The organism is Actinomadura kijaniata, from assembly GCF_014138665.1.
GTDB classification, from domain to species: domain Bacteria; phylum Actinomycetota; class Actinomycetes; order Streptosporangiales; family Streptosporangiaceae; genus Spirillospora; species Spirillospora kijaniata.
Genome location: NZ_JACJIA010000003.1, coordinates 511,306 through 535,989, shown reverse-complemented (window position 1 = coordinate 535,989; position 24,684 = coordinate 511,306). Strand labels below are relative to the sequence as shown.

General features: G+C 73.3%; 28 protein-coding genes. 11 read left to right on the top strand and 17 right to left on the bottom strand.

Features of this window, described 5'->3' with window-relative positions:
- Positions 1–16 precede the first annotated feature (16 nt).
- The 4 genes from HNR61_RS14675 to nucS all read right to left on the bottom strand — a co-directional run bounded on the left by HNR61_RS14675 (position 17) and on the right by nucS (position 2,713).
- Positions 17–841: a site-2 protease family protein gene (locus tag HNR61_RS14675; RefSeq protein WP_182843673.1), complete on the bottom strand. Its 825-nt coding sequence runs from the start codon at positions 839–841 to the stop codon at positions 17–19.
- A gap of 127 nt (positions 842–968) precedes the next feature.
- On the bottom strand, positions 969–1,553 hold the full coding sequence (locus tag HNR61_RS14670) for a TetR/AcrR family transcriptional regulator (protein ID WP_182843672.1): 585 nt from the start codon (positions 1,551–1,553) through the stop codon (positions 969–971).
- A 29-nt stretch (positions 1,554–1,582) separates the two neighbouring features.
- The gene (locus HNR61_RS14665) at positions 1,583–1,990 is read right to left on the bottom strand and encodes a DUF3224 domain-containing protein (protein WP_246442675.1); all 408 of its coding nucleotides are present in this window, start codon (positions 1,988–1,990) and stop codon (positions 1,583–1,585) included.
- Positions 1,991–2,032: 42 nt separating this feature from the next.
- Entirely contained in the window at positions 2,033–2,713 is a 681-nt protein-coding gene (gene nucS / locus HNR61_RS14660) for an endonuclease NucS (RefSeq protein ID WP_182843670.1), read from the bottom strand.
- Positions 2,714–2,773: 60 nt separating this feature from the next.
- Between nucS and HNR61_RS14655 the strand changes: the two genes are divergently transcribed.
- From HNR61_RS14655 to HNR61_RS14645, 3 genes are all read left to right on the top strand, one after another.
- Positions 2,774–3,268, top strand: a complete 495-nt coding sequence (locus HNR61_RS14655) for a GNAT family N-acetyltransferase (protein WP_182843669.1) — start codon at positions 2,774–2,776, stop codon at positions 3,266–3,268.
- Between the two features lie 202 nt (positions 3,269–3,470).
- Positions 3,471–3,626: a hypothetical protein gene (locus tag HNR61_RS14650; protein ID WP_182843668.1), complete on the top strand. Its 156-nt coding sequence runs from the start codon at positions 3,471–3,473 to the stop codon at positions 3,624–3,626.
- Positions 3,627–3,770: 144 nt separating this feature from the next.
- Positions 3,771–4,157, top strand: a complete 387-nt coding sequence (locus HNR61_RS14645) for an SCO5389 family protein (protein WP_182843667.1) — start codon at positions 3,771–3,773, stop codon at positions 4,155–4,157.
- An 80-nt stretch (positions 4,158–4,237) separates the two neighbouring features.
- Here the strand turns inward: HNR61_RS14645 and HNR61_RS14640 are convergent, their stop codons facing one another.
- The 4 genes from HNR61_RS14640 to HNR61_RS14625 all read right to left on the bottom strand — a co-directional run bounded on the left by HNR61_RS14640 (position 4,238) and on the right by HNR61_RS14625 (position 7,061).
- The gene (locus HNR61_RS14640; RefSeq protein ID WP_182843666.1) at positions 4,238–5,026 is read right to left on the bottom strand and encodes a hypothetical protein; all 789 of its coding nucleotides are present in this window, start codon (positions 5,024–5,026) and stop codon (positions 4,238–4,240) included.
- A complete protein-coding gene (locus HNR61_RS14635; RefSeq protein ID WP_067813919.1) occupies positions 5,023–5,244 on the bottom strand; it encodes a hypothetical protein in 222 nt (73 codons plus the stop codon). The genes HNR61_RS14640 and HNR61_RS14635 overlap by 4 nt, the downstream gene beginning before the upstream one ends.
- 113 nt (positions 5,245–5,357) lie before the next feature.
- Positions 5,358–6,047, bottom strand: coding sequence for a Crp/Fnr family transcriptional regulator (locus tag HNR61_RS49900; RefSeq protein WP_067813921.1), 690 nt, complete (start codon positions 6,045–6,047; stop codon positions 5,358–5,360).
- Between the two features lie 24 nt (positions 6,048–6,071).
- Entirely contained in the window at positions 6,072–7,061 is a 990-nt protein-coding gene (locus HNR61_RS14625) for an LLM class flavin-dependent oxidoreductase (protein ID WP_182843665.1), read from the bottom strand.
- Positions 7,062–7,104: 43 nt separating this feature from the next.
- Between HNR61_RS14625 and HNR61_RS14620 the strand changes: the two genes are divergently transcribed.
- The 3 genes from HNR61_RS14620 to HNR61_RS14610 all read left to right on the top strand — a co-directional run bounded on the left by HNR61_RS14620 (position 7,105) and on the right by HNR61_RS14610 (position 9,970).
- The gene (locus HNR61_RS14620) at positions 7,105–8,631 is read left to right on the top strand and encodes a 3-hydroxyacyl-CoA dehydrogenase family protein (protein ID WP_182843664.1); all 1,527 of its coding nucleotides are present in this window, start codon (positions 7,105–7,107) and stop codon (positions 8,629–8,631) included.
- Between the two features lie 66 nt (positions 8,632–8,697).
- Positions 8,698–9,012 carry an Rv1322 family protein gene (locus HNR61_RS14615; RefSeq protein WP_182843663.1) on the top strand — a complete coding sequence of 105 codons (315 nt, stop codon included), beginning with the start codon at positions 8,698–8,700 and terminating at the stop codon, positions 9,010–9,012.
- Positions 9,013–9,178: 166 nt separating this feature from the next.
- Positions 9,179–9,970 (top strand): alpha/beta fold hydrolase, encoded by a 792-nt coding sequence (locus tag HNR61_RS14610; RefSeq protein ID WP_182843662.1) that lies wholly within the window; start codon positions 9,179–9,181, stop codon positions 9,968–9,970.
- A 3-nt stretch (positions 9,971–9,973) separates the two neighbouring features.
- On the opposite strand, the gene HNR61_RS14605 is transcribed toward HNR61_RS14610, so the two are convergent.
- The 3 genes from HNR61_RS14605 to mce form a co-directional block, all read right to left on the bottom strand.
- A complete protein-coding gene (locus HNR61_RS14605; protein ID WP_182843661.1) occupies positions 9,974–11,380 on the bottom strand; it encodes an AI-2E family transporter in 1,407 nt (468 codons plus the stop codon).
- Positions 11,381–11,534: 154 nt separating this feature from the next.
- Positions 11,535–12,866: a DivIVA domain-containing protein gene (locus tag HNR61_RS14600; RefSeq protein WP_182843660.1), complete on the bottom strand. Its 1,332-nt coding sequence runs from the start codon at positions 12,864–12,866 to the stop codon at positions 11,535–11,537.
- Between the two features lie 383 nt (positions 12,867–13,249).
- The gene (gene mce / locus HNR61_RS14595) at positions 13,250–13,672 is read right to left on the bottom strand and encodes a methylmalonyl-CoA epimerase (protein WP_182843659.1); all 423 of its coding nucleotides are present in this window, start codon (positions 13,670–13,672) and stop codon (positions 13,250–13,252) included.
- 81 nt (positions 13,673–13,753) lie between these two features.
- On the opposite strand from mce, the gene HNR61_RS14590 reads away from it, so the two are divergent.
- The gene (locus tag HNR61_RS14590) at positions 13,754–14,944 is read left to right on the top strand and encodes an acetyl-CoA C-acetyltransferase (RefSeq protein WP_182843658.1); all 1,191 of its coding nucleotides are present in this window, start codon (positions 13,754–13,756) and stop codon (positions 14,942–14,944) included.
- Positions 14,945–15,007: 63 nt separating this feature from the next.
- Here HNR61_RS14590 and HNR61_RS14585 read toward each other — a convergent pair whose 3' ends face one another.
- Positions 15,008–15,865 carry a LysR family transcriptional regulator gene (locus tag HNR61_RS14585; protein WP_182843657.1) on the bottom strand — a complete coding sequence of 286 codons (858 nt, stop codon included), beginning with the start codon at positions 15,863–15,865 and terminating at the stop codon, positions 15,008–15,010.
- Positions 15,866–15,953: 88 nt separating this feature from the next.
- Between HNR61_RS14585 and HNR61_RS14580 the strand changes: the two genes are divergently transcribed.
- Positions 15,954–16,436, top strand: a complete 483-nt coding sequence (locus HNR61_RS14580; protein WP_182843656.1) for a nuclear transport factor 2 family protein — start codon at positions 15,954–15,956, stop codon at positions 16,434–16,436.
- Positions 16,437–16,440: 4 nt separating this feature from the next.
- On the opposite strand, the gene HNR61_RS14575 is transcribed toward HNR61_RS14580, so the two are convergent.
- A complete protein-coding gene (locus HNR61_RS14575) occupies positions 16,441–17,163 on the bottom strand; it encodes a DUF4230 domain-containing protein (protein WP_182843655.1) in 723 nt (240 codons plus the stop codon).
- Between the two features lie 102 nt (positions 17,164–17,265).
- On the opposite strand from HNR61_RS14575, the gene HNR61_RS14570 reads away from it, so the two are divergent.
- On the top strand, positions 17,266–17,571 hold the full coding sequence (locus tag HNR61_RS14570; RefSeq protein ID WP_182843654.1) for a DUF3817 domain-containing protein: 306 nt from the start codon (positions 17,266–17,268) through the stop codon (positions 17,569–17,571).
- A gap of 109 nt (positions 17,572–17,680) precedes the next feature.
- On the opposite strand, the gene HNR61_RS14565 is transcribed toward HNR61_RS14570, so the two are convergent.
- The gene (locus tag HNR61_RS14565) at positions 17,681–19,057 is read right to left on the bottom strand and encodes a hypothetical protein (RefSeq protein ID WP_182843653.1); all 1,377 of its coding nucleotides are present in this window, start codon (positions 19,055–19,057) and stop codon (positions 17,681–17,683) included.
- Positions 19,050–19,826 carry an ATP-binding cassette domain-containing protein gene (locus HNR61_RS14560; protein ID WP_220509395.1) on the bottom strand — a complete coding sequence of 259 codons (777 nt, stop codon included), beginning with the start codon at positions 19,824–19,826 and terminating at the stop codon, positions 19,050–19,052. Before HNR61_RS14560 ends, HNR61_RS14565 begins: the two co-directional genes overlap by 8 nt.
- Positions 19,827–20,203: 377 nt before the next feature.
- Between HNR61_RS14560 and HNR61_RS14555 the strand changes: the two genes are divergently transcribed.
- The gene (locus HNR61_RS14555; protein ID WP_182843651.1) at positions 20,204–21,172 is read left to right on the top strand and encodes a tetratricopeptide repeat protein; all 969 of its coding nucleotides are present in this window, start codon (positions 20,204–20,206) and stop codon (positions 21,170–21,172) included.
- A gap of 392 nt (positions 21,173–21,564) precedes the next feature.
- Positions 21,565–22,968 carry an NAD-dependent malic enzyme gene (locus HNR61_RS14550; protein ID WP_067813951.1) on the top strand — a complete coding sequence of 468 codons (1,404 nt, stop codon included), beginning with the start codon at positions 21,565–21,567 and terminating at the stop codon, positions 22,966–22,968.
- Positions 22,969–23,135: 167 nt separating this feature from the next.
- Here HNR61_RS14550 and HNR61_RS14545 read toward each other — a convergent pair whose 3' ends face one another.
- Together HNR61_RS14545 and HNR61_RS14540 are read right to left on the bottom strand one after the other, a co-directional pair.
- Positions 23,136–23,867, bottom strand: a complete 732-nt coding sequence (locus HNR61_RS14545) for a hypothetical protein (RefSeq protein ID WP_182843650.1) — start codon at positions 23,865–23,867, stop codon at positions 23,136–23,138.
- 98 nt (positions 23,868–23,965) lie between these two features.
- Complete coding sequence (locus tag HNR61_RS14540; protein ID WP_182843649.1) at positions 23,966–24,679, bottom strand: hypothetical protein; 714 nt, start codon at positions 24,677–24,679, stop codon at positions 23,966–23,968.
- Between the last annotated feature and the right edge of the window lie 5 nt (positions 24,680–24,684).

The following is a 24,684-nucleotide window of genomic DNA, read 5'->3' as shown; positions in this document are numbered from 1 at the left end:
CCCGCCCCGCTCCCGGTCAGTCCTGCCAGAACTGGAACAGGGCGTGCCCGGTGCGGATCGGCAGCCCCTCCATGTCGATCGCCATCCGGAACGGGAACTCGCCCAGCCCGATCAGGTCGGACACCCCGTAGGCGACGTCGAAGAACGCCTGGTTCACCGCCGGGATCAGCCACAGGCACGCCAGCAGTCCGAGGAAGATGTAACCGCCGTACTGGTTGGCCCGCTCCACGAACGAGCGCGGCAGGAACGGCTCGATGATCCCGAACCCGTCCAGCCCCGGGATCGGCAGCAGGTTCAGGATCGCCGCGGTGACCTGGAGGAACGCCAGGAACGCCAGCGCCGCCCAGAACACCCCGTGCCCTCGGTCGGCGAAGTTCTTGAAGATCACCGCGAGCATCACCGCGAACAGCACGTTGGCCAGCGGGCCCGCCGCCGACACCAGGCTGTGCCGCAGCCGCCCGTGGATGGCCGACCGGTCGACCCACACCGCGCCGCCGGGGAAGCCGATCCCGCCGAGCAGGATGAACAGCACCGGGATGCCGAAGCTGAGGATCGGGTCGGCGTACTTCAGCGGGTTCAGCGTCAGGTAGCCGCGGGTGGCCACGTCGCGGTCGCCGGACCGGTAGGCCAGGTAGGCGTGCCCGAACTCGTGCACCGCCAGGGTCACGATCCAGCCGAGCACCACGAACCCGAACACCGCGATCCGCGCGGGCCGGTCGGTGATCGTCCCGTACCGCCAGGCGATCAGCCCGCACAGCACGGTGCCCGCCAGCAGCGCCAGGAACACCGGACTCGGCGAGATCCCCTGCGACCGGCCCCGCGTGTGGTGTACCGAGCCCATGCCTTACCTTCCCCGCGACTGCATCGTGCGGCGCCGTCCCCGGCCGCCCTGGTCGAAACGCTACCGTGGCCGGCGTATGCCCGGCGTCAGGGGACGGCGATCACCGGGCGCGGTGACCAGGGTGTGATCAACCCGAGACGATCACGGGCACCACATAGGTGCGCAGGAACGTCCGCAGCCCGTCGGCGTCCCGGTCCCGGTCCATCACGATCAGCGACGTGATGATCCGGAACAGGAACTCCACCGTCCCCTCCACCTCGATGTCGCCGCGCAGCAGCCCCCGCCCCTGCGCCAGCGCGAAGTAGGGCCGCACGTGTTCGCAGCACAGGTCGAGGACGTGCTCGGCGGCCCCGGCGACGGCCGCCTGCATGTGCCCGGCGGCCTCGGGCACCAGGAACCGCGCGACCGTCGGGTCGGACCGCACGAACGTCACCGCGTCCACGCACCCCTCGACGATCGCGTCGGGCACCGACGGCAGCGCGCGCAGCCGCTCGGTCAGCAGGTCCAGGAACCGGCGCAGGTCGCGCAGCACGACCGCGAGGATCAGCTCCTCCCGGCCGCCGCTGACGGCCCGGTACACCGTGGCCCGCGACAGCCCGGCCGCCGCCGCCACGTCCTCCATGGTCGTCTTGGCCACGCCGAAGCGCCCGAAGCACTCCTGCGCCGCGTCAATGATCCGTTCCCGGGTGGCGTCGGCGGTGGTGGAGGGCATGCGGGAAAGGGTACTCAGTGCCGGAACGGTCAGCCCAGCGTGTAGTCCAGCGCCCAGGAGTGGCCGCCGTCCGGCGCGACGCTGATCGTCCCGTTGCCCCGGATGCCCGTCAGCTCGCCGGTGCCGGAGTTCGGCACGATGATCCACCGCAGCCACTGCGTCGCCTCGGTGCCGTCCTCGCTGCCCGCGCTGTGCTGGAGCACGAACGTCCCCTCCCGCCCGTGCAGGATGCCCTCCACGGTCTCCAGCCCCACGTAGGCGGCGGGCCCGGCGGCCGTCTCCACCGTGAGCAGTTCGGCGCTGCTGGTGCCGACCAGGTCGCCGTGGAACGTCTTGCGCACCAGCACGCGCGTCAGCTTCGTCCCCTCGCGTTCGTCGAAGGGCTTGTCGGCTTCCCAGGCCTCGATGTCGAAGGTGCCTCCAGCGTGAGCGCTCATGCCCGACATGATGCCCGCGCCGCACGGCTTGGAACAGGACCCCTAGAACAGCGTGCCCTCGTGCTCGATGCCGCGCAGCGCGTCGTAGTCCAGCGTCACGCAGTCGATGCCCCGGTCGGTGGCCAGCACCCGCGCCTGCGGCTTGATCTCCTGCGCGGCGAACACCCCGCGCACCGGCGCCAGGCGCGGGTCCCGGTTGAGCAGCTCCAGGTACCGGGTGAGCTGCTCGACCCCGTCGATCTCCCCGCGCCGCTTGATCTCCACGGCGACGGTGCCCTGCCGGTGGTCCCGGCACAGGATGTCCACCGGGCCGATCGCGGTGGGGTACTCGCGGCGGATCAGCGTCCACCCCTCGCCGAGCGTGGTGATGTGCTCGGCCAGCAGCTCCTGCAGGTGCGCCTCCACCCCGTCCTTGATCAGTCCGGGGTCCACGCCCAGCTCGTGCCGCGAGTCGTGCTGGATCTCGTGGATGGTGAGGATGAGCCGCTCGCCCGACTTGCCGTGGGTGACCGTCCAGCGCGCGATGGCGCCGTTCTCCTCCAGCGGCTCCTCCCGCAGGGTGCAGGGCGGGTTCATCCAGTTCAACGGCTTGTAGGCGCGGTCGTCGGCATGGATGCTCACGCTTCCGTCCGCCTTGATCAGGATGAGGCGGAGGGCCAGCGGGAGGTGGGCGGTGAGCTTGCCGGCGTAGTCGACGCTGCAGCGGGCGATAACGAGACGCACGGTCGGCCAGCATAGTGAGGGTCGAAAGCGCTTGCGCCCCTCCCGGCTGAGACCGACAGAATGAGTTTTGTGAGCGATCTTCAAATTCGATGGGCGACGCCGGCCGACGACACGGCGTTGGCCGAGCTCGACGCGCGGACCTGGTCGACGGTGAGCGCGGTCGCGCCCCGCCCCGAACCGGGGGAGCCCTTCTTCGGCGGGAAGACCCCGCCGGAGTCGATCCTCGTCGCCGAGCGCGACGGGAAGGTCGTCGGCTACGCCAAGCTCGCCGCGCCCTACCCGTTCCCGTCCGGCGCGCACGTGCGGTCGATCCACGGGCTGGCCGTCGACCCCGGCGAGCGCGGGCGGGGGATCGGCCGGGCGCTGATGGAGGCCGCGTGCGACCGGGCCCGCGAGCAGGGGGCGCGGCGCATCACGCTGCGGGTGCTGGGCGGCAACGACCCGGCGCGGCGGCTCTACGAGTCGCTGGGGTTCAACGTCGAAGGCGTGCTTCCCGGAGAGTTCTTCCTCGACGGGCGGTACGCGGACGACGTGCTGATGGGCAAGCCGCTCTGACGCTCGCGCTCCGGCGTCCCCGGGCGGCGCACGGCCGGGGCGGGGGCGCGCCCTGGCCGTACACCGCCTTACCAGGCGGCTTACGGGCTTAGGCGGTGGAACGGGCGCCCGGATAGGACGTCGTCCCCATGTGGGGCGGGGCGCCTTAGGACCAACCTTGAGGGTGTCGGGCCGGAACGGGCCGACGGATCAGGGAGGGGCCATGTTCCACAACGACATCATGTACGCGGTGATGCGGGAGCGCGCGCGGGAACTGCGCGAGGAGGCGCGGGGCGCGCGCCGGGCCCGGAGGCGCCGGACCGAGCTGGAGGAGCAGACCTCCTACCGCCGTCCGGTCCGCCGCTACCGCCCGGCGTAAGGCCGGCGCGGAGTCCGGCGCGGAGCCCGGCTCGGGGAGCGCATGACCGGTTCGACCGCGTCGGTCAAGTCTGGAATTCGATCGCCGTCAAGATTAGCGTCACGGGCATTGGGCGACATCACCGCCGGCGGAAGGAGCCCCGCGATGTCCCTTGACGTATCCCCCGAACTCCTCGAACAGGCCCGCAAGGGCGAGGTCGGCGACGCGGCCTTCGTCGAATGCGTACGCACGTCGCTGCCGTACGCCTGGGAAATGATCAGCGGTCTGGTGGCGAAGCTGCAGGTGGACGGCGGCGAGTTCGCCGACAACCAGGTCCCGCCGCCGGACGAGCGGGCGCGCGGCGAGCTGCTGCGGGTGCTGGCCAGCGACGCCATGCGGGGCGCGCTGGAACGGCACTTCGGCATGAAGCTGGCGTTCCAGAACTGTCACCGGGTGGCGGTCTTCCCGACCGGGGACTCGGCGGCGTACCGGACGTTCGTCACCGCCCGCGAACAGATCCTCAACCAGTCCCCGGAGCTGAGGGACTGCTGATCGAACAGGAAGCGGCCCCGGTCCCGAACGCGTTCGGGACCGGGGCCGCGGCGCGGTCGGCGCCGCGTACGGCGATGGCCCTACGCGCCGACCTGTGACGTGGGCGCCACCTTCAGCGACAGCGCCCGGTCGCGGCGCGAGGGTTCCCTGTCCGGGGCGGAAGACGGCCCTGGCCGTTCGGTGACGGACGTCCGCTCCTCCGGCGGCGCCGCCATGGGGGGCCGTCCCTCGTAGTAGGGGACGCTCTCGCCGTAGGCGAGTTGCAGGACCTTCTCGTCCATCGGGCCGAAGCGCTCCAGGTGCCGCGAGCCGTGCCGGCGCAGCGTGGCGTGCACCTGGGCCTCGATGCCGGTGCGCTCCGGCGTGACCTCCTCCACCAGGGCGAACGCCAGGTTGACGCAGTGGCCGGTCAGCTCCTCGGTGCGCCGCCGCCCGTCCGACCTCGGCACGGCCACGGCGGTGCCGTCGGTGATGGCGCTGGACACCGAGAACTGGAGGGCGGAGCTGGCCCACACGTGCTCGCCCCGGGCGCGGGCCGCGTGCATGGTGAGGCGCAGGCGGGCGGCGCACGCGGGCTGGATCTCGTCGTGGACGACGGCGTGCACGGCCTGCGCGGTCTCCAGCGCCCTCCCGGCGCGCCCGGCCGGGTCGCCCCGGTAGGCCGCCAGCAGCGCGTCGCCCTGCCAGGAGTAGATGTCGCCGTCGCGGAGCCTCACCTGCGCCTCGGCCTTCTCCCAGAAGGTGTCGACCAGGGCGGCGGCGGCCGCGGGGTCCGGGCCGAGGGCCCGGACGATGTGGCTCCAGCCGTTGATGTCGATCACCAGGAAGGTCGCCTCCAGGCGCTCCCAGCCCGCGGGGATGTGCGTCATGACCTGGCCTCCGGGTCGTGCGGCGCCGCCGGCGGCGGCCGGTCGGCCTGGTTCTCCCGGTCGGCGACCAGGCTCAGGGTGACGCCGAGACCGATCAGCGCGATCCCGGTCAGGGCCAGGGCGACCAGCCGGACCCGGGACAGCTGCGGAACGGTCAGCCGGTCCCCGATCTGCAGACCGCCGCCGACCAGGGCGATCAGCAGGAAGATTGCTCCCACGACCTCTAGTGTCATCGCTCGCACCCCAGGAGTTGAACTTCTCTATACCTAGAAGATAGATGATCCATACTCCATGTGTGAAGGCTTCCACATAAAAGCGTGGGGACATTCTCTCAGGAGGTGGGGAGCAGGGCGCGCAGCCCCTCGACGTCCAGCAGGAGGAGGCGGTTCCGCTTGCTGGCGACCAGCCCCTCGTTGCGCAGCCGGGTCCAGGTCGCCGAGACCGACTCGCGGGAGACCCCCAGCAGGTTGGCCAGCTCCTCCTGGCGGCGCGGGTAGGGGAACCAGACGCCCTCGCTGCCCTCCCGGCCGACCCGGTCGGCCAGCATCACCAGGATCTCGGGGACCTGCACGGAGATCTTGTGCTGCTTGAGGCGGACGAAGTCCGAGCCCTCCTGGAGCCGCTCCACCAGCACCTCCAGCAGCGCCCACTGGGCGCCGGGGTTCTCCAGCAGGTAGCGCTTGAAGTCGGCGGCGTCGATCTCCAGCACCTCCACCTCGTCCAGCGCGCGGACCGTCGCCGACCGGGGGCCGCCGGAGATCGCCGCCAGCTCGCCGATGATGTCGCCGTCGCCGCGGAAGCCGAGCAGGTTGCCCGACTCGCTGGGGGGCGCGTCGGGCTCCAGCTCCGGCTCGGAGATCACCGCCGCCCAGCCGCGCAGCAGGATCAGCGCCGAGTGGGACCGGCTGCGCTGCCGAATGATCTTGTCGCCCGCCGGGAGGATGTCGCGGACCGCGTACTTGCGGAGGGCCTCGCGCTCCCGCTCGCCGAGCTTGCCCCAGTAGGAATTCGATCTGGTCACATTGGGAAGTGTAGCTTTCCACACTCAGGGTCGGGGAAGTTCGGCACGGACCTTGGGGAGGACCTCCTCGCCCAGCCGGGCCACGTTCGCGAACGTGGCCTCCGCCGACCCGGCCGCCTCCACCAGCAGGGCCAGCCGGCGGACGCCGGTGCGCTCGACCGTCGCGACCAGGCGCGCGGCGCAGTCGTCGGGGGAGCCCACCGGGTGCATGCCGCACAGGCGCCGCGCGTACTCCACCGGGTCGCGGCGGGCGCGCGGCCGGTCGTCGACGGCGACGTACCCGTCCAGCCCCGGCCCCAGCCAGCGCGGCATCTCCCGCAGCACGGTCGCCACCGCCTCCTCCCGCGTGTCGGCGACCTGCGCCAGGTGCGCCGACACGTGCGGGGCGGGAACGCCGTGGCGTTCGACGGCGGCGGCCTTCTCGGCGTCGCCGACGTGCATGCCGAGCAGCATCGGCAGGCCGCGCTCGGCCGCCAGCGCCTCGGTCGCCTCCGAGGTGCAGGCCACCAGGACCGGCGGGGGCGCCGCCGCGCGCGGGACGACCGGCACCTCCCGGAACGCGAAGTGCTCCCCGTCCCACCCGACCCGCTCCGAACGCAGCCACGCCAGCAGCAGGTCCAGCGACTCGGCGAACCCGCGCTCGTACCGCTCCAGCCCCGTCCCGAACACCTCCAGGTCCCGCCACGGCCCGCCGCGCCCCACCCCCAGCCGGAACCGGCCGCCCGACACCAGCGACAGCATCGCCGCCTGCTCGGCCAGCGCCACCGGATGCTGGTTGGACAGGACGCTGACGGCCGTCCCCACGTGCACGCGCCGCGTCAGCCCCAGCAGGTGGCCCGCGAACGTCGCCGCCGACGGCACCACCCCGTAGGTCATGAAGTGGTGCTCGGCCACCCACACGTCGTCGAACCCGACCCGCTCGGCCAGGAGCGCCGCGCGCACCGTCCGTTCCAACGCGGCCGCGTCGTCCTCGCCGGGGAAACGCGCCGCGAGCAGGAAAACCCCAAATCGCACTCCCCGGTCGTACCCGGATCGCGCGGATGGGAGACTGCCGGGCATGAGTGGCGTTTCGTTCAGCAAGGTCGGTGTGGTCGGACTGGGCACCATGGGCGCGGGCATCGCCGAGGTGCTGGCCCGGGGTGAGCTGGCCGTCGTCGGCATCGAGGTCAACTCCGAGGCGCTGGAGCGGGGGCGGGGGCACCTGGAGAGGTCCACCGGGCGCGCCGTCAAGCGCGGCAGGCTCACCGAGGAGGGGCAGCGGGCGATCCTCGACCGGATCGCGCTGTCCACCGACTTCGCGGACCTGGCCGACTGCGACCTGGTCATCGAGGCGGTCCCGGAGCGGCTGGACCTCAAGCGCGGGGTCTTCGCCCAGCTCGACCGGGTGTGCCGCCCCGACGCGGTGCTGGCCACCAACACCTCCTCCCTGTCGGTCACCGAGATCGCGGTCTCCACCAACCGCCCCACCAAGATCGTCGGAGTGCACTTCTTCAACCCGGCGCCGGTGATGAAGCTGGTCGAGGTGATCCGCACGGTCCTCACCGAGCCCGAGGCCGTCACCCGCGTCGCCGACCTGGCCGCCGCCCTCGGCAAGACCCCGGTGACGATCGGCGACCGCGCCGGGTTCGTCGCCAACCGCCTGCTGTTCGGCTACCTCGGCCAGGCCGTGACCATGCTGGAGTCCGGCCACGCCACCCGCGACGACATCGACACCGCGATGCGGACCGGCGGCGGGCTGCCGATGGGCCCGTTCACCCTGATGGACCTGATCGGCCTGGACACCTGCCTGGAGGTGCTGGAGGCGATCCACGCCGAGACCCGCGACCGCCGCCACGCCCCCTCCCCGCTGCTGCGCGAACTGGTCGCCGCCGGGCTGCTGGGCCGCAAGACCGGCCGCGGCTTCTACGCCTACGACGGCTCCGAGCCCGAGGCCCCCGCCGGCGCGTCCGGAGCCGTCCAGCCGGTGCTGTGCGTCACCGGCGACGGCCCGCGCCCGGCCCGCCTCGCCGACGCCGCGACCGGCGACCCGGCCACCTGCGACCTGGTCGTCGCGCTGGACGAGAAGGCGCTGGCCGAGGCCGCCGCCGTCGCCAAGCCCGGCGCGGTCCTGGCCACCCTGGACACCTCCCGCCGCGTCGTCGGGCAGGCCGTCGCCTCCGGCCGCCCCGCCGACGTCGTGGGCCTGCACCTGCCCGAGGCCGGCGGCGAGCTGGCCGAGGTCGCCACCACGGTCGTCACCGGCGAGGGCGTCGCCGACAAGGCCGTCGCGCTGGTCACCGCCCTCGGCCTGACCGCCGTCCGCTGCCGCGACCGCGCCGGGTACATCGTGGACGCGCTGCGCTTCCCCTACCTCAACGACGCCGCCGCCATGCTCGGCGCGGGCTACGCCGACGCCGACGCGATCGACGCCGCCATGCGGCTGGGCTGCGGCTACCCGACCGGCCCCATCGCCGATCTGGACCGCCTCGGCCTGGACCGCGCCGTCACGGTGCTGCGCGCCCTGTACGACGGGTCCCGCGAGCCCGCGTTCTCCCCGACCCCGCTGCTGGAGGAGCACGCCACGGCCGGCCGGACCCTGCGCTAGGACCGGCGCCGAACCAGGTTCGGGGCCCCGCGCGGCCACGCGCGGGGCCCTCCTATCCTGGATCCCATGAGCCCCCGGAAGAACCGCCGTGTCACTCCCCAACGCCCGCCGGGCGGCTCGTTCCGCGAACAGCAGACCGAGGAGGGCCCGGACGGCGAGTGGAACGTCCGCCAGGTCCCCGGCGCCAACGCCACCAAGCACTACCGCTGCCCCGGCTGCGACCAGCTGATCCCGCCGGGCGTCGCGCACCTGGTGGCCTGGCCCGCCGACGGCTTCGGCGACGCCGACGACCGCCGCCACTGGCACCGCCCCTGCTGGCAGGCGCGCACCCGCCGCGGCCCGCGCGTCCAGCGCACCCGCGACGCCCCCCGCTACGGCTGACGGCCCCCGCCCGCCGCGGCCCCGAAAGCCCGGCGGGACGGCCCCCCTAAACGCGGGCGACCGATCACGGCCACTCGGGGCCTTCGGCGCCGATCCGGGGTGACGATTGGCTGACCGCCGGGTACCGGGCGGATGTCGGGGACGTCAACGGGGAGGCCGCGCCACCATGACCGTGCAGTTGTACGCCAGGGACGTCGGTACCGGCACGCCACTCGTCCTTCTGCACGCGTTCCCGCTGTCGTCGGCGATGTGGCTCGCCCAGCGGGAGGGGCTGGCCGGCCGGTTCCGGGTCGTCACCCCCGACCTGCGCGGATTCGGCGGATCGCTGCTCGGCGACGACGAGCCGTCGATCGACGCGATGGCCGACGACGTCGCGCGCGTGTTCCGGCGGCTGGGCGTGCAGCGGGCCGTCGTCGGCGGCCTGTCGATGGGCGGGTACGTCGCGATGGCGCTGTGCCGCCGCCACCCCGACCTGGTCCGGGGGCTGGTGCTGGCCGACACCCGCGCCGGGGCCGACACCGACGAGGTCCGCGCGACCCGGCTGCGGCAGGCCGAGACGCTGGAGGGCGAGGACAGCGTGCGGGTGCTGGTCGAGGAGGTCCTGCCCCACCTGGTGGGCCCCACCACGTTCCGGCAGCGCGCCCTGATCTACGGGCGGGTGCGCGGCCTGGTCCAGGCCACCCCGCCGCGGGCCGCCGCCTGGGCGCAGCGGGCGATGGCCGCGCGCGGCGACGCGTTCGAGACGCTGCGCGGCCTGAAGGTGCCCGCCCTCGTCATGGTCGGCGCGGAGGACGTCCTGGCCACCGAGGAGGAGGCGCGCGTCATGGTGGACGCCCTCCCCAACGCCGAGCTGCAGGTCATCCCGCGCGCCGGGCACCTGTGCGCCGTCGAGCAGCCCGACCTGTTCAACCAGGCCGTCGCCGAGTTCACCACCGCCCTCGCCCGCACCGGGGAGTGACCCCTACAGCGTCTCCTGGCGGGGCAGCACCACCTCGCGGATCAGCAGCGCGATCGCGGCGGCCGTCGGGATCGCCAGCAGCGCGCCGACGACGCCGAGCAGCGTTCCGCCGATCAACGCCGCCACGATCGTCACCGCCGGGGCCACGTCCACCGTCCGCTTCATCACGCGCGGGTACAGCAGGTAGTTCTCGATCTGCTGGTAGGCGACATAGAAGATCACCGCGATGATGCCCTCGGTGGTGCCGGTCAGGAACGCCACCGTGCACACGACCACCGCGCCGATCGTCGCGCCGACCAGCGGGATCAGGTCCGTCACCGCGACGATCAGCGCCAGCGCCAGCGCGTAGGGCACGTCGAGGATGCGCAGGAAGATGTAGGACGTCACGCCCGCGATGAACGCGATCGTCGACTGCCCGGCCACGTACCCGCCGATGCGCTCCAGGATCTCGTCGCCCAGCAGCGCCACCCGGGCCCGCCGGGAGCGCGGCGCGAGCTGGTAGAAGAACGTCTTGATCTGCGGCAGCGAGCTGAGGAAGTACAGCGTCAGGATCAGCACCGTCAGCAACTGGAAGGTGCCCGACAGCGCCTGCTTGCCGACGTCGAGGGCGTGCTTGGCCAGGCTCTCCTGGAACTTCGCGTCGCTGATCTTCGCCTGGGCCTGCTCCAGCAGGCGGTAGCGGCGGTCCCACTCGGCGATCCGCCGGTTGGTCTGCAACTGCTCGATGTAGTGCGGGACGCTCTTGGCCAGGTCGGTGATCTGCTCGGTGAGCGGCGGGATCAGCGAGGCCACGAACCCGGCGAAGAACAGCAGCACGCCGAGGAACACCACCCCGACCGCCCAGCCGCGCGACAGGCCCACGCGCTTCAGGCGCTCCACCGCCGGGTTCAGCCCGACCGCCAGGAACATCGCCACGACGATCATCACGATCACCGACCGGACGCTGGTCACCGCACGGACCAGCATCCACGCGGTGATCACGCCGAGCGCGGCGGTGAAGCCGAACACGAACGGGTGCGCCTTGCCCAGCGGGAGCCCCGGCCGCCCGAACGGGAACCGGTCCTCCACCCCCGCCTCGATCTTGCGCTGCTCGATGTCGTGCGCGGGGTCGGGCGCGGCGTCGGGATCGACGGTGCGCCGCGCCTCCGCCCGGGTGATCGGCAGCGGCCGTTCCCCCTCCGCCGAAGGGCTCTCGACGCGGTCCTCCCCGGTGCTCTCCCTGGTGTCCACGGCGGTGTCGCCGGGGGAGTCCGGCGGCGGCGGCACGTGCCCCGGCGGCACCGATCCGCCCGCTCCGGTGCGGCGCGGCTCGGCGGCGTCCGCCGTGGAGGCCTCTTCCTCGGGGACCGCTTCGGACGTGCCCTCGCCTGGGGACGCCGAACGGTCCTGTGAGGGCTTGTCGTCGGGCACGCCGTTCTCCTTACCTCGTCGCGTCATCCGGTGGCCGGGGGAGGGGACCTGATGGATGAGACGCCAAAGAGCCTAAAGGCAGTTTCCCGCCTTCAGGCTCTTTGTCGTTCGCGGATACGGCGCCGGCCGGTGAACGGCTCGGGTCAGGCGGCCGTCACTCCTGCCACCAGTCCTCGTCGTCCTCGTCCTTCTTCGCGCCGCCCTTGGCGGCGGTGGGCTTGGCGCCCTGCTGCTTGGCCTGGGCCTGCTGGCCGCCCTGCGGGGCCGCCGCGGGCTTGGCCTCGGCGGCCGGGATCGCCTTCTCGGCCGGGGCCGGAGCGGGCTCCTCGGGGGCGCCGCCCAGCGCCGGGCCGACGCCGCCGATGAGCTGGCGCAGCTGGTTGAGGTGGCTGGTGATGCTGTCGCGCTGGCGGGTCAGCTCGTCCACCTGGCGCTGCGCCTGGGTGCGGATCCGCTCGGCCTCGGCCTTGGTCTCGGCCAGCAGCTGCTCGGCCTGCGCCTTGGCCTCGGCGATGACCTGGTCGGAGTTCTTGCGGGCGTTGGCCATGAGCTGCTTGGCGTGCTGGTCGGCCTCGCGCCGGGTCTGCTCGGCCTGCTGGGTGGCCTTGGCGGCGCGCTGCTCGGCGGAGGCGGCGCGCTGCTCGGCCTCGGCGACCAGCTTCTGGGTGGCGGCCTGCGCGGCGGAGTGCCGCTCGGCGTCCTGCCGGTCGGCCTCCTCGCGGCGGGCGGCCAGCTGGATCTCGAACTCGGCCTCGGCCTGGGCGCGCTGCGCCTCGGACTCCTCCAGGATGCGCTGCGCCTGGGCGCGCATCTCGTCGGCCTGCCGCTTGGCGGTGGTGAGGATCTCGTCGCGCTCGCGCTTGGTGGAGGCGCGCAGCTGGGCGACCTCGCGCTCGGTGGTGGTGCGCAGCTTGGCGATCTCGCGCTCGGCGGCGGCGCGCTTCTCGGCGACCTCGTGGTCGGCGGTGGCGCGCAGCTTGGCGACCTCGCGCTCGGTCGTGGAGGTCAGCTCGTCGGCCTCGCGGCGGGCGGCGGTGCGCACCTCCTCGGCCTCGCGCTCGGCGGCGTTGCGCATGTCGTCGCACTCGCGCTGGGCGGTGGCGCGCAGCTCGGCGGCCTCGTTCTCCGCGGTGGCGCGCAGTTCGGCGGCGTCGACCTTGGCCGCGGCCTTGATCTCGTTGGCCTCGCTGCGGGCGGCCTGGACCAGCTCGGTGGCCTGCTCCTCGGCGAGCCGCAGCAGCTGCTCGATGCGGGCGCCGAGCCCGGAGTAGGTCGGGCGCTCCTGCTCCTGGAGCTGGCGGTGGGCGTCCGACAGCTCGCGCTGGAGGGCCTGCGTCTGCTCGCGGGTCTGGCGGACCTCGGTGTCGAGTTGCTTGATGTGCTCGTCGACCTGGTGCCGGTCGTAGCCGCGAAGCACCACGTCGAACTCGCGCGGGGGCGTGTCTTCAAAGAAGTTGCTGAGCTGGGCGTCGATGTCGGACTGCATGTGGCTCAATCCTGATGTGACGGGGCTACGGGTGGGGACCATCCCCGCCACGGGGCGGGGAGCGCGTTTGTACCGGGGACCGGTTGATCGCCTGGCTGAACGGGCCTCGGGCCCCAGACCTCATCCGGCGAAAGCAGCGTACTCCGCGAGCTGCCGTGTTGGGGGCTCATCTTGGCGCGCTGCGTGGATTGTCGGGTTTGTCATTACCGGTGGGAACGCGTGTGGTGACAGGGGCTCTGGCCTGCAAATGCACCAGAAGTGGCGGAACGGTTACAGAACGGCGCGCCCGCCCCGTCCCCGGCCCACTGTGATATCGATCACGTCACGATCGTCCCATGGCATGGCAAACCATGGGACGGCGGTACGCCGCTCTTGCCCCGGCGCTAGCCCTTCTGCACCAACTCGGTCAGCACGCCGTGGCAGTCCTTGGGGTGGAGGAAGGTGATCCGTGACCCCATCGACCCCCGCCGCGGCTCCTCGTACAGCACCCGCACGCCCTTGGCCCCGATCCCGTCGGCCTCCTCCTGCACGTCCCCGTCGGTCCCGAACGCGATGTGGTGGACGCCCTCGCCGTTCTTCGCCAGCCACTTGGCGACGGTCGAGTCCTCGCGGATCGGCGTGATGAGCTGAATGTAGGAGGCCGCCCCGTCCCCGGTGTCGTTGATCTTCAGCATGGCCTCCCGGACGCCCTGCTCCTCGTTCACCTCGTAGTGCACGTCGGTGAACCCGTAGGTCTCCCGGTAGAACTCGACGGTCGCCTCCAGGTCGTGACAGGCGATCCCGATGTGGTCGATGCGGGTCAGCACGGGGCGTCCTCCTCGGTGCGGGGCGGGTTCCGCTGAGTATCGTGGCAAACGTCGCCGTACAACCCGCATGGAGGCCCCCGAATGTCCACCACGTCCGTGATCGTCGCCGGAGCGCGCACCCCCATCGGCCGTCTGATGGGGTCGCTGAAGGACTTCTCCGCCGCCGACCTCGGCGCGCACGCCATCAGGGCGGCGCTGAGCCGCGCGGGCATCACCGGCGACCAGGTCCAGTACGTCATCCTCGGCCAGGTGCTCCAGGCCGGGGCCGGGCAGATCCCCGCCCGGCAGGCCGCGGTCAAGGCCGGGATCCCGATGAACGTCCCCTCGGTCAACGTCAACAAGGTCTGCCTGTCGGGCCTGGACGCCATCGCGCTGGCCGACCAGCTCATCCGCGCCGGCGAGTTCGACATCGTCGTCGCGGGAGGCATGGAGTCGATGACCCAGGCCCCGCACCTGCTGCCCAAGTCGCGCGGCGGCTACAAGTACGGCTCGGTCGAGGTCCTGGACCACATGGCCTACGACGCGCTGACCGACGCGTTCGACGGCGTCTCGATGGGCGAGTCCACCGAGCGGCACAACGCCAAGCTCGGCATCTCGCGCGAGGAGCAGGACGAGTTCGCGGCGCGGTCGCACCAGCGCGCCGCCGAGGCGATCAAGAACGGCGTGTTCGACGAGGAGATCGCGCCCGTCGAGATCCCGCAGCGGCGCGGCGAGCCGGTCGTGTTCGCCAAGGACGAGGGCGTGCGCGCCGACACCACCATGGAGACGCTGGGCCGGCTGCGCCCGGCGTTCAGCAAGGAGGGCACCATCACCGCGGGCTCCTCCTCGCAGATCTCCGACGGCGCCGCCGCCGTGGTCGTGATGTCGAGGGCCAAGGCCGAGGAGCTGGGCCTGACCTGGCTCGCCGAGATCGGCGCGCACGGCAACGTCGCCGGTCCCGACAACTCGCTCCAGTCCCAGCCGTCCAACGCGATCAGGCACGCCCTGTCCAAGGAGGGCCTGGCGGTCGACGACCTGGACGTCATCGAGATCAACGAGGCGTTCGCGTCGGTCGGCATCCAGTCGATGCGCGACCTGGGCGTCGGCATGGAGAAGGTCAACGTCAACGGCGGCGCGATCGCCCTCGGCCACCCGGTCGGCATGTCCGGCGCCCGCATCGTGCTGCACCTGGCCTACGAGCTGAAGCGGCGCGGCGGCGGCGTGGGCGCCGCCGGCCTGTGCGGCGGCGGCGGCCAGGGCGACGCGCTGATCCTGCGTGTGCCGTCCGCCTGACACCCGTGACGACGGGCCCCGCGTCCTCCGCCGGACGCGGGGTCCCGAGGCACTCCGGCTGTGTCAGGAGTCGCGCAGCAGATCGCGTGCGGCCTCGCTGAAGGCTCGTACGCGCGCCGTCTCCGTCCGCCACACCAGTCCCCACTCCAGCCGGGGAGCGTCCTCGAACGGCACGTACACCACGTCCGGCCGCGCGTAGTAGCGCCTCGTCTGCGCCCCGACCGGAAGCACCCCCTGGTCCGCGCCGACGAGCGCCAGCAGCTCGTTGAGCGTGGCGGCGGGCGGCCCGAGGACGACGGGGCGGCCCGAGGGGGTCGTCGCGGGCGTGTCGAGCAGCGGCAGCACCGTCACCCGCGCCAGGTCCTCGACCGACACCGTCGCGCGGCGCGCGAACGGGTGCCCCGCCGCGACCGCCAGCACCCGCGCCTCCCGCACCAGCACCGGCCCCATGGTCAGGTCCGGCGCGTCCACCGGGAACGTCGTCAGCGCCACGTCCACCCGGTCCTCGCGCAGCCACGGCGCCACCTCGCCCCACTGCGCCTCCCGGACGCGCACCTCGCAGCCGGGCACCCGTTCCCGGAACAGCCCGGTCACCCCGACCAGCAACTGCGCCGCCGCCGCGCCGACGAACGCCGCCCGCAGCGTCCCGGTGAGCCCCCGCCCGGCCGCGACCGCCTCCTGGAACGCGGCGCCGATCTCGTCCCAGGCGGGCCGCACCCGCTCGTACAGCCGCCGCCCCGCGGCCGTCGGCTCCACCCGGCGGCTCGTGCGGTCGAACAGCGGCGCGCCGACGCGCCGCTCCAGCTTCCGGACCGTCTGGCTGACCCGCGCGGTGGAGACGTGGAGCCGTTCGGCGGTGCGCCCGAAGTGCAGCTCCTCGAAGAGCGTCAGGAACGTCTCCACCTCGTGCCGCTCCAGCATGACCGCCCCCCGACCGTTAACCGTGGCTTCACGATCGTCGCACGGGAACGCCTTGGTCGCCGCCCTCCCCCCGGCGAGGCTGGACGTCATGTACGTCACCGAGACCACCGCCCTGACCACCGGAACCGACCCGCGCGACCGCGTCGAGGCCATCGACGCGCTGTACCGCTTCGCGCTCGGCCAGGACCTCAAGGACGCCGAGCTGTTCGGGTCCGCCTTCACCGCCGACGCCACGCTGGACTTCCGGCCCGCCGCCGCGCGGTGGGGGGCCGAGCCGCCCGTCATGACCGGCCGCGACGCGATCGTCACCACGATCCTGGGGTCGTTCACCGGCCGCGTGGACACCACCCACCAGGTCGCCAACCCGCGCGTGGCGGTCGACGGCGACACCGCCCGCCTCACCGCCCTGGTGGAGGCCCAGCACCTGCTGACGGCCGACCACTCCGCCCACGCCCTGCTGAAGAACCTCTACGACGTGGAGCTGGTCCGCGACGGCGACCGCTGGCTCATGCGCCACGTCCGCATCGCCAACATCTGGTACACCGGCGACCCGGGGGCCGTCTTCGGCTGACCGGCTACTGGCCCCCGGCCTGCTGGATCGTGACCTTCTTGAAGCCCAGCGCCTTGAGCATGTTCTCCAGCATGAGCCTGGTGTTCTGGTCGGCGCGCTCGCGCAGCCCGCTCGCGGTGGCGGCGTCCTGGATCTTCTGCGCGGCCAGGACGTTGAGCTGCTGCTGGTCGGCGGGGTTGCTGCTGAAGAAGTCGCCCACCCGGTCCAGCAGGCCGCGCTGGGTCGAGAAGACGTAGCTCTTCTTCGGGTCCAGGTTGGCCCTCTCCAGCTCGGCGCGGGGGAGCTTCACGGTGACCTCGGTGCGGTCGGCGTTCATCGTGATCGCGCCCGAGCCCAGCCTGGAGAAGTCCACGTAGGCGTCGACCGAGCCGTTGCCGACGAACAGGGTCCGCTGGCCCTTCACCGACGCGGGCAGCCAGGCCGCGTCCTTCTCCAGGTCGACGATCACCTGGTAGTTGCCGCTGGCGGCCTCGAACCGCGACAGGTCCCGGATGGACTGGAGCACCGCCGGGCTGCTGCGGTCCTTGTCCTCGGTCGCGAACGGGTTCAGCCAGTCCGGCGCCATCCGCAGGGCCTGCTGGAACAGCAGGACCGCCACCACCCCGACCACGACCAGCACCAGCGCCGGACCCCATCCGCCGCGGCGGCGGCGCGCGGGGCGGTCGGCGGGGGCGTCCTCGCGGGGGGCGTCCTTGGCGGGGGCGGTGTTCTTCTCGGGGCGTGCCATGGGGGAGGCATTCCCCGCGAGGCCGCCTCCTCACCTCACCCGTGTGACCGACACCATAGACGTGGACGAAACACTCGCCGGGACACGGTACGTTGGCCACCCGTGGACATCGTGCGCGCTTTCCGACTCGTCTCGATCATCGAGGCGGTCTCCTTCCTCGTGCTGCTTCTCGTCGCCATGCCGCTGAAGTACCTGGCGGAGATCCCGGCGGCCGTGTCGATCGTCGGCCCCATCCACGGCATCCTGTGGATCGCCTACGTCGCCCTGGTCCTCGTGGTCCGCGCGCCGCTGCGCTGGGACGGCAAGCGCACGGTCCTGGCGCTGGTCGCGTCGGTGCTGCCGGTGGCGCCGTTCTTCGTGGAGCGCAAGTGGACCACCCCCGCCGAGCCGGTGGGCCTCGGCAAGTGATGGGTTTCTGCACGGCCGCGTCGGGTCTGGGGGGAACCGGCGCGGCCGTGCAGATCTGAACGGATCCGAGCGGACCTGACACCGGAGCCCGGACACCGGGACCCCTCCGTCAACGGTCGTCGGGCCGCGTCCTCACGGGCGCGGCCTTCTTCGTCCGGGGGACCCGGACGCGGGAGCGTCCCGGCCGGAAGTCGGCCGCGCGCAGCGAGCAGGTCCGGTAGGCGGCGAAGTGGGCGCGCAGCCACGCGCGCCGCCGGTCCTCGTTCCACGCGCCGAAGCGCCGCACCGCGCGCGCGTCGGGCAGCGCGGGCGGTGCCTCTCCCACCAGCCACGCGTCCACCAGCGCCCGGTACCCCGCCGCCGGCGCCGGGCACGTCCGCGCGACGACGAGACCGTCCCGGATCTGCCGCACGGCCCGCGCCTCGTACCCCGGTGTCAGCTCGTCGCCCAGATGCACCACGGCGACGCCGCCCGCCACCCGCGCGGGCTCGGTCGGCGGGCGCTGCTCCACCCGGGCGAACTCGCCCGGCGTCCCCGTCAGCCGGGTCGCCAGCGGCGTCACCGCCGTCGTCAGCGAGGGCAGCGCCGCCCGCAGCGCCGGATGCACGCACACCGTCAGCGGCCACTCCCGGCACACGCGCTCCACCGGAACGGCCGCCACCGCGCGCCCGTCCGCGCTCTCCAGCCGGAAGGTCGCCACCACGACCAGCCCCACCGCCACCGCCAGCGGGGGCAGCGGCAGCGCCCGCCGCGTCACCCACGCCACGTATCCCAGCACCAGCACGGCCGTCAGGCCCGCCGCCCACACCACCTGGTCGGCCAGCACCCCGGTCCGCAACTGGGTGAACAGCCCGACCCGGCCGAACACCGCCGGCGGTAGCAGCCCCACCCACGAGCCGCCCGGCGCCCGCAGGGACGACCACGCGACCGCCGCCAGCCCCACGGCCACCGGCGTCGCGGCGCGCGGCGCGACCCGTCCGGCCAGGTACCCGGCCACCACGTGCAGCACCAGCGCCGCCGCCCCCGCCGTCGGGCCCAGCGGGTGCGGACGCCCCGCCTCGTGCCGCGACAGCGTCTCGGCCACGATCACGGCCGTGACCCCGGCGTGGGCGACCAGCGCCGCGCCCGACAGCAGCACCAGGTCGTGCAGCGCCCCGGTCGCGGGGGAGCGGGGCGACAGGTCCCGGACGTGGTCCAGCCGTCGTTCCCGCAGCGCCGCCCACGCCGCCAGCGCCGCCGCGACCGGGCCCAGCAGCCGTACCGCGTCGCCCAGCGCGACCACCGAGTTGTCCCAGTAGCCGACGCCGGGCACCAGCGACAGCCACGCGGTGACCGCCCCGAGCCCGGCCAGCAACGGCACCGCGACCAGCAGCGCCGTGCGGCGCGCGTCGAGCCGCAGCACCCGCCCCAGCTCCGACACCCGGCCGGAGCCGGGAGCGGGGCCGGGAGCGGGGCCGGTCACCGGTGGCCGCGCCGGGTCAGACACCTGCGCCGCTCCCCGCCGTCAGCAGGGCCAGCCGCAGCCGCCGCGCCACCCGCCGCCGGTCCGGCACGGGGATGACGAGGGGACGCGCCGCGCGGATCCGCCCGGCGGGGGCGGGTTCGGTGTGGAGCGGTCCCATCGGGGCGGGGTCCGCGCACGCGGCGTCCGGCAGCTCCGTCAGCCGTCCCCGCGCCAGCGTGAACAGCCGGTCGCACCACCCCGCCAGCGGCCCGGCGGCCTCGGCCGCGACCACCACCGACGGGGCCAGCGTCCGCACCACCGGCACCAGCTCGGCCGCCGCGGCGGCCTCCAGCCCGGCGAACGGGTCGTCCAGCAGCACCAGGTCCGGTTCGTGGACGCAGGTCGCCGCCAGTCCGGCGCGCAGCCGCACGTCCGGCGGCAGCAGTCCCATCTCGGCCCCGGCGGCCTCGGACAGCTCGAACCGTTTCAGGACGGCCCGCACCTGCGGTTCCCGTACCCTTTTGTAATAGGCGGCATAGCGGACGAACTCGTCCACTTTCATGCCGTCCGCCCATGAGAAGCGGCCGGGAAGATAGCCGATCCGGGCACGCACCGCGCGCAGCCCGGTGGAATTCCCGGTGTCCTCACCGAGAATCTCAAGCGCGCCGACATGTGGTCGGCGCAAGGTCGCGAACGTGGCAAGCAGAGTGGATTTACCGGCGCCTTGTTGACCGGCCAGGCCGGCCACGCCTTCGGCGATGCCGAAGGCGGCCGGGCGCAGGAGCCACCGCCCCCCGCGGCGGACCCCCATCCCTCGGGCCACGATCGCGGAATAACCCGCGATCACTTCTTACCCCCCGTTGTTCGCCCGTGCTCGCAAACGGCACGCGGCCGGTCCCGTGGCTTTCCCCCCGCCACCGGGACCGCGCCGCAATCGTTTTACCGTCGAGCCGGGCATCGACATCGCGACTATAACCAGGCTTGGTCTCGACTGTCAGCCCGCTTTTGACGTTGCCCGCCGGGGCCGCGATTCTTTGCCATCCTGGAAAAGGAGATAATTCGCGGGGATGGTCCGTTCCGCCCGGCCCGTCCCCCGGTGCGCCCCGCGTCCCGCGCGTCGCGGAAGACGGGCTCCGCTCCCAGCGGACGCGGGCCCCGGCGACGGGGACCATGAGGCAGGATGGACCCATGCCTTCTCGGGACTTTTCGTTGCACGGGGCCATCGACCTGGGAGCCCGCCAGGTGGCCATGAAGAAGCAGCAGGAGCGCCGGGCGCAGGCCGCCCAGGCGCAGACGCCCGGCGCACCGGCCGCGCCCGCCGGGGCCGGCCCGTTCGTCATCGACGTCACCGACCAGAGCTTCAACGCCGACGTCGTGGAACGCTCGCGGACCGTTCCGGTGCTGGTCGACTTCTGGGCCGAGTGGTGCGGGCCGTGCAAGCAGCTCGGGCCGATCCTGGAGAAGCTCGCCAACGAGGCGCAGGGCCGGTGGATCCTCGCCAAGGTCGACGTGGACGCCAACCCGCAGCTCGGCGCGTACATGCAGCAGCTCGGCATCCGCGGCATCCCGTTCGTCGCGGCGGTCGTCGCCGGGCAGCTGCTGCCCTTCCTCAACGGCGCCGCCCCCGAACCGCAGGTCCGGCAGGCCATCGACCAGCTGTTCGACGCGCTGCGCGCCGAGGGCCTGCTGCCCGAGGACGCGGGCGCCCCCGCCCCCGCCGCGGACGCGGCCGAGCAGCCCGCCGCCGACCCGATGTACCTGGAGGCCGAGACCGCCCTGCAGAACGGCGACCTGGACGGCGCGCGCACCGCGTTCCAGAAGATCCTGGACGTCAACCCGCAGGACGAGCACGCCCGCGGCGGCATCGCGCTGGTGGACCTCAGCCTGCGGGTGCGGACCGTGAACGCCCAGCAGGTGATGGCCGACGCCGAGCGGAACCCCGGCGACGTGACGCTCCAGACCCAGGCCGCCGACGTCGAGATGGTCTCCGGCCGGATCGACGAGGCGTTCCAGCGGCTGGTCGACACCGTCCGCCGCACCGCCGGGGACGACCGCGACGCCGCCCGCAAGCACCTGCTCGGCCTGTTCGACGTGCTGCAGCCGGGCGACCCGCGCGTCGGCAAGGCCCGCCGCGCCCTCCAGTCGGCGCTGTTCTGACGCGTTCCGAAGGGCCGTCCCCGTGCCCGCGTCCTCCGGAGCGCGCCGCGTTCCGGAGGGCGGCGGCCCGGGGCGGACCTGTGGGACACGACAAGATGGAACGCGACAATTCTGTCTGGTGAACCGGATACCGCAGCGGACCGGTGAGCGTATGCTCGGAGACGACGACCGCGCCCGCGCGACCCGACCGAAGCACCCTTCATCCGGGTTGATCCGCCGTTCCGCGTCCGGGCCGCCCGGTCCGGCCGGTGTGACGCGCCGCCGTCCGCGGCCCCCGAGACCGCCACGGCGACGATGATCTCTTTGCCGGGCGGCGGCCCCCGGCGGCGGGTCCCGCATGGGACGATTGCGGGCGGGACAAGGACGTACCCGGAACCTCAAGGGAGCAAGTCGTGGCCAGCGTGCCCAGCGTGTCGTACTCCATCACCGTCCGGCTGGAGGTCCCCGCCGGGGGCAAGGCCGTCAGCCAGATCACGCACGTGGTCGAGAACGCCGGGGGCATCGTCACCGCGCTCGACGTCAACACCGCCGCCCACGACGTGCTGCGGGTCGACGTCACCATCGCCACCCGGGACACCGAGCACGCCGAGGCGATCGCCGCCGCCCTGGAGACCCTGGACGACGTCAAGATCCACAAGGTCTCGGACCGCACGTTCCTGATGCACCTCGGCGGCAAGATCGAGATGCAGTCGAAGGTGCCGCTGCGCACCCGTGACGAGCTGTCGATGGCCTACACCCCCGGCGTCGCCCGGGTGTCGCTCGCCATCGCCCGCAACCGCGAGGACGTCCGCCGCCTGACCGTCAAGCGCAACAGCGTCGCGGTCGTCACCGACGGCTCGGCGGTGCTCGGCCTCGGCAACATCGGCCCCGAGGCCGCCCTGCCGGTCATGGAGGGCAAGGCCGCGCTGTTCAAGCGGTTCGCCGGGATCGACGCCTGGCCGATCTGCCTGGACACCCAGGACACCGACGAGATCGTCCGGACCGTGCAGATCATCGCGCCCGCGTTCGGCGGCATCAACCTGGAGGACATCTCCGCGCCCCGCTGCTTCGAGGTCGAGGCCCGGCTGCGCGAGCTGCTGGACATCCCCGTCTTCCACGACGACCAGCACGGCACCGCGATCTGCGTGCTGGCCGCGCTGACCAACGCGCTGCGCGTCGTCGGCAAGCGCATCGGCGAGGTCCGCATCGCCATGGCGGGCGCGGGCGCGGCGGGCACCGCCATCCTGAAGCTGCTCATGCACGCCGGGGCCCGCAACATCGTCGTCTGCGACTACCGGGGCGCGGTCCACCTCGGCCGCGACGACCTGGACGACTCGCTGCGCTGGATCGCCGAGCACACCAACGCCGACGGCTACTCCGGCGACCTGCGCGGCGCGGTCAAGGGCGCCGACGTGTTCATCGGCGTGTCCGCCCCCGGCATCCTGACCGGCGACGACATCGCCGCCATGAACGACGACGCGATCGTGTTCGCCCTGGCCAACCCCGAGCCGGAGGTCTCCCCGGACGAGGCCCGCGAGCACGCCGCCGTCGTCGCCACCGGCCGCAGCGACTACCCCAACCAGATCAACAACGTGCTGGCGTTCCCCGGCGTGTTCCGCGGCCTGCTCGACGCCCAGGCCAACGGCGTCACCCAGGACATGCTGCTGGCCGCCGCCACCGCCCTCGCCGAGGTCGTCACCGACGACGAGCTGGGCCCGAACTACATCGTGCCGAGCGTCTTCCACCCCGAGGTCGCCAAGAGCGTCGCGGGCGCGGTCCGCGAGGCCGCCGGCGGCCGCCCCCGCACCGAGGCGTAGCCGTGTGGGGGGCGACCCCCCACACCCCCCGGCTCCGGCGTTGGCCGTCCTCACTCCGTTCCGGGCGGCCAACGCCGGGGTGCTGCGCACGCTCCAGGCGCCAGGGCGCCTTCCACGCGCTCCGCACGGCTGGTGGTCGCGGTTCGGGCCGGGCCCTTCTCGTGGGCTCAGCCGCCGGTGCGTCTGACGGGGGCGGACCAGTCGCCTCGGCCGCTGGTCGGCCACAGCCAGCCCCAGAACAGCACCACCAGGCCGCCCGCCAGCCCGCCCACGGCCGTCATGACGCGCGCGTTGCCCACCACGCCGGTCTCGGGGAGGCGTTCCCGCTCCTCGGAAGCCTCCTTGCGCGGGCCGGAACGCGCCGGGACCTTCTTGCCGCCCTTGCCCTTGGCGATCCCGTCCTTGCCTTTGACGGCTCCGTCACCGTCCGCTTCTTCGTCCGCGGTCGGCTCGCCCTTGGGTGGTCCGCCCGCGGTCGGCTTCGCGCTGGTCGGGCCGCCCTTGGCCGGAGCGGTGCCGACCGGGACGGTGCCGGTCGGGGTGGTGCCGGTCGGGGTGGTCCTGGCGCAGTCGGCGGTGCGGGTCGCGCGGGCCAGGGTCCGGCCCTCGGAACGGACGGTCAGCTCGACCGGCTCGTCCTCGGTGAGCTGGGCCAGGCCGTCGATGACGCCCCCGGCGGGGACCCGTTCGAGGCGGACGACCCGGCCGTCCTGGAGCAGCTCGTAGTCGATCGGCCGGTCGGTGGGGTTGCGGACCACGACCGGGGCCTGGCGCGCCGGGCAGCGCGCCTCGCCGATCGTGGCCGTCAACCCGGCCGGCTGCGCGGCCGGCGCGAGCGCGGTCGAGGTCGCCAGAGCAGCCCACAGCAGCACGTCGTCCCCCGCTTCCAGAACGCCCATGTCGGGCGGAACGATCACCTCGTCGGATTACTCACCCGATCCGGACAGCGGACACCCAAAGGGCGGGAACGGTACCGCACGGGTTTCTTGACCCGCCGTCAGTCGCCCTTCCTTCCGGCGAACAGCCGGTCGCGCCGCCGCGGCCAGATCCCGCCGTACCAGAAGATGATCAGACCGGTGATCATGGCCGCGCCGCCGGTGGCCGCGCGCGCCCACATCACCGCGTCGTCGGGGCCGGTGCGCGGCAGCCGCGTCCGGGTCGGCGACGGCGTCGGGGAGCCCTTGACGCAGTCGGCCCGCCGGGTCTCGGTCAGCACCGGCTCGTTCTTCCACGTCACCTGGACGCGGGTGGAACGGTTCTCCCGCAGCCGCAGCGTGACGACGCGGGACGCGCCGGGGGCGACCGTCCGGGCGATGGCCGGGGAGTCGTCGTTGCGCTCGATGCCGACGTTCTCGGTCTGCGAGCCGTTGTTGCGGATCGTCACCTCGACCGTCCGCGCCGGGCACCGCACCCGGCCGATCGTCGCCTCGACCGTCTGCGCCGGCGGGGAGGCGGGCGGCGCCGTCGTGGCCGGGGGAGGCGTGGTGCGCGGCGGTGTCGTGGTGGTGCGGGTCGGGGTCGGCGAGGGGGAGGTGCGGGTGGAGGTGGGGGTGGGGGACGTTCCGGTGGGGGATCCGGTCGGGCTGGTCGTGGTGGCGCCGGGAGCGCCGGACGCCCGCGACTCTCCGGTCGTCCTCATCAGGGCGGGGATGGCGATCAGCGCCCCGATGACGAAGAACACGGCTGCGATGACGACCCTGGGCAACTGCATCGCGT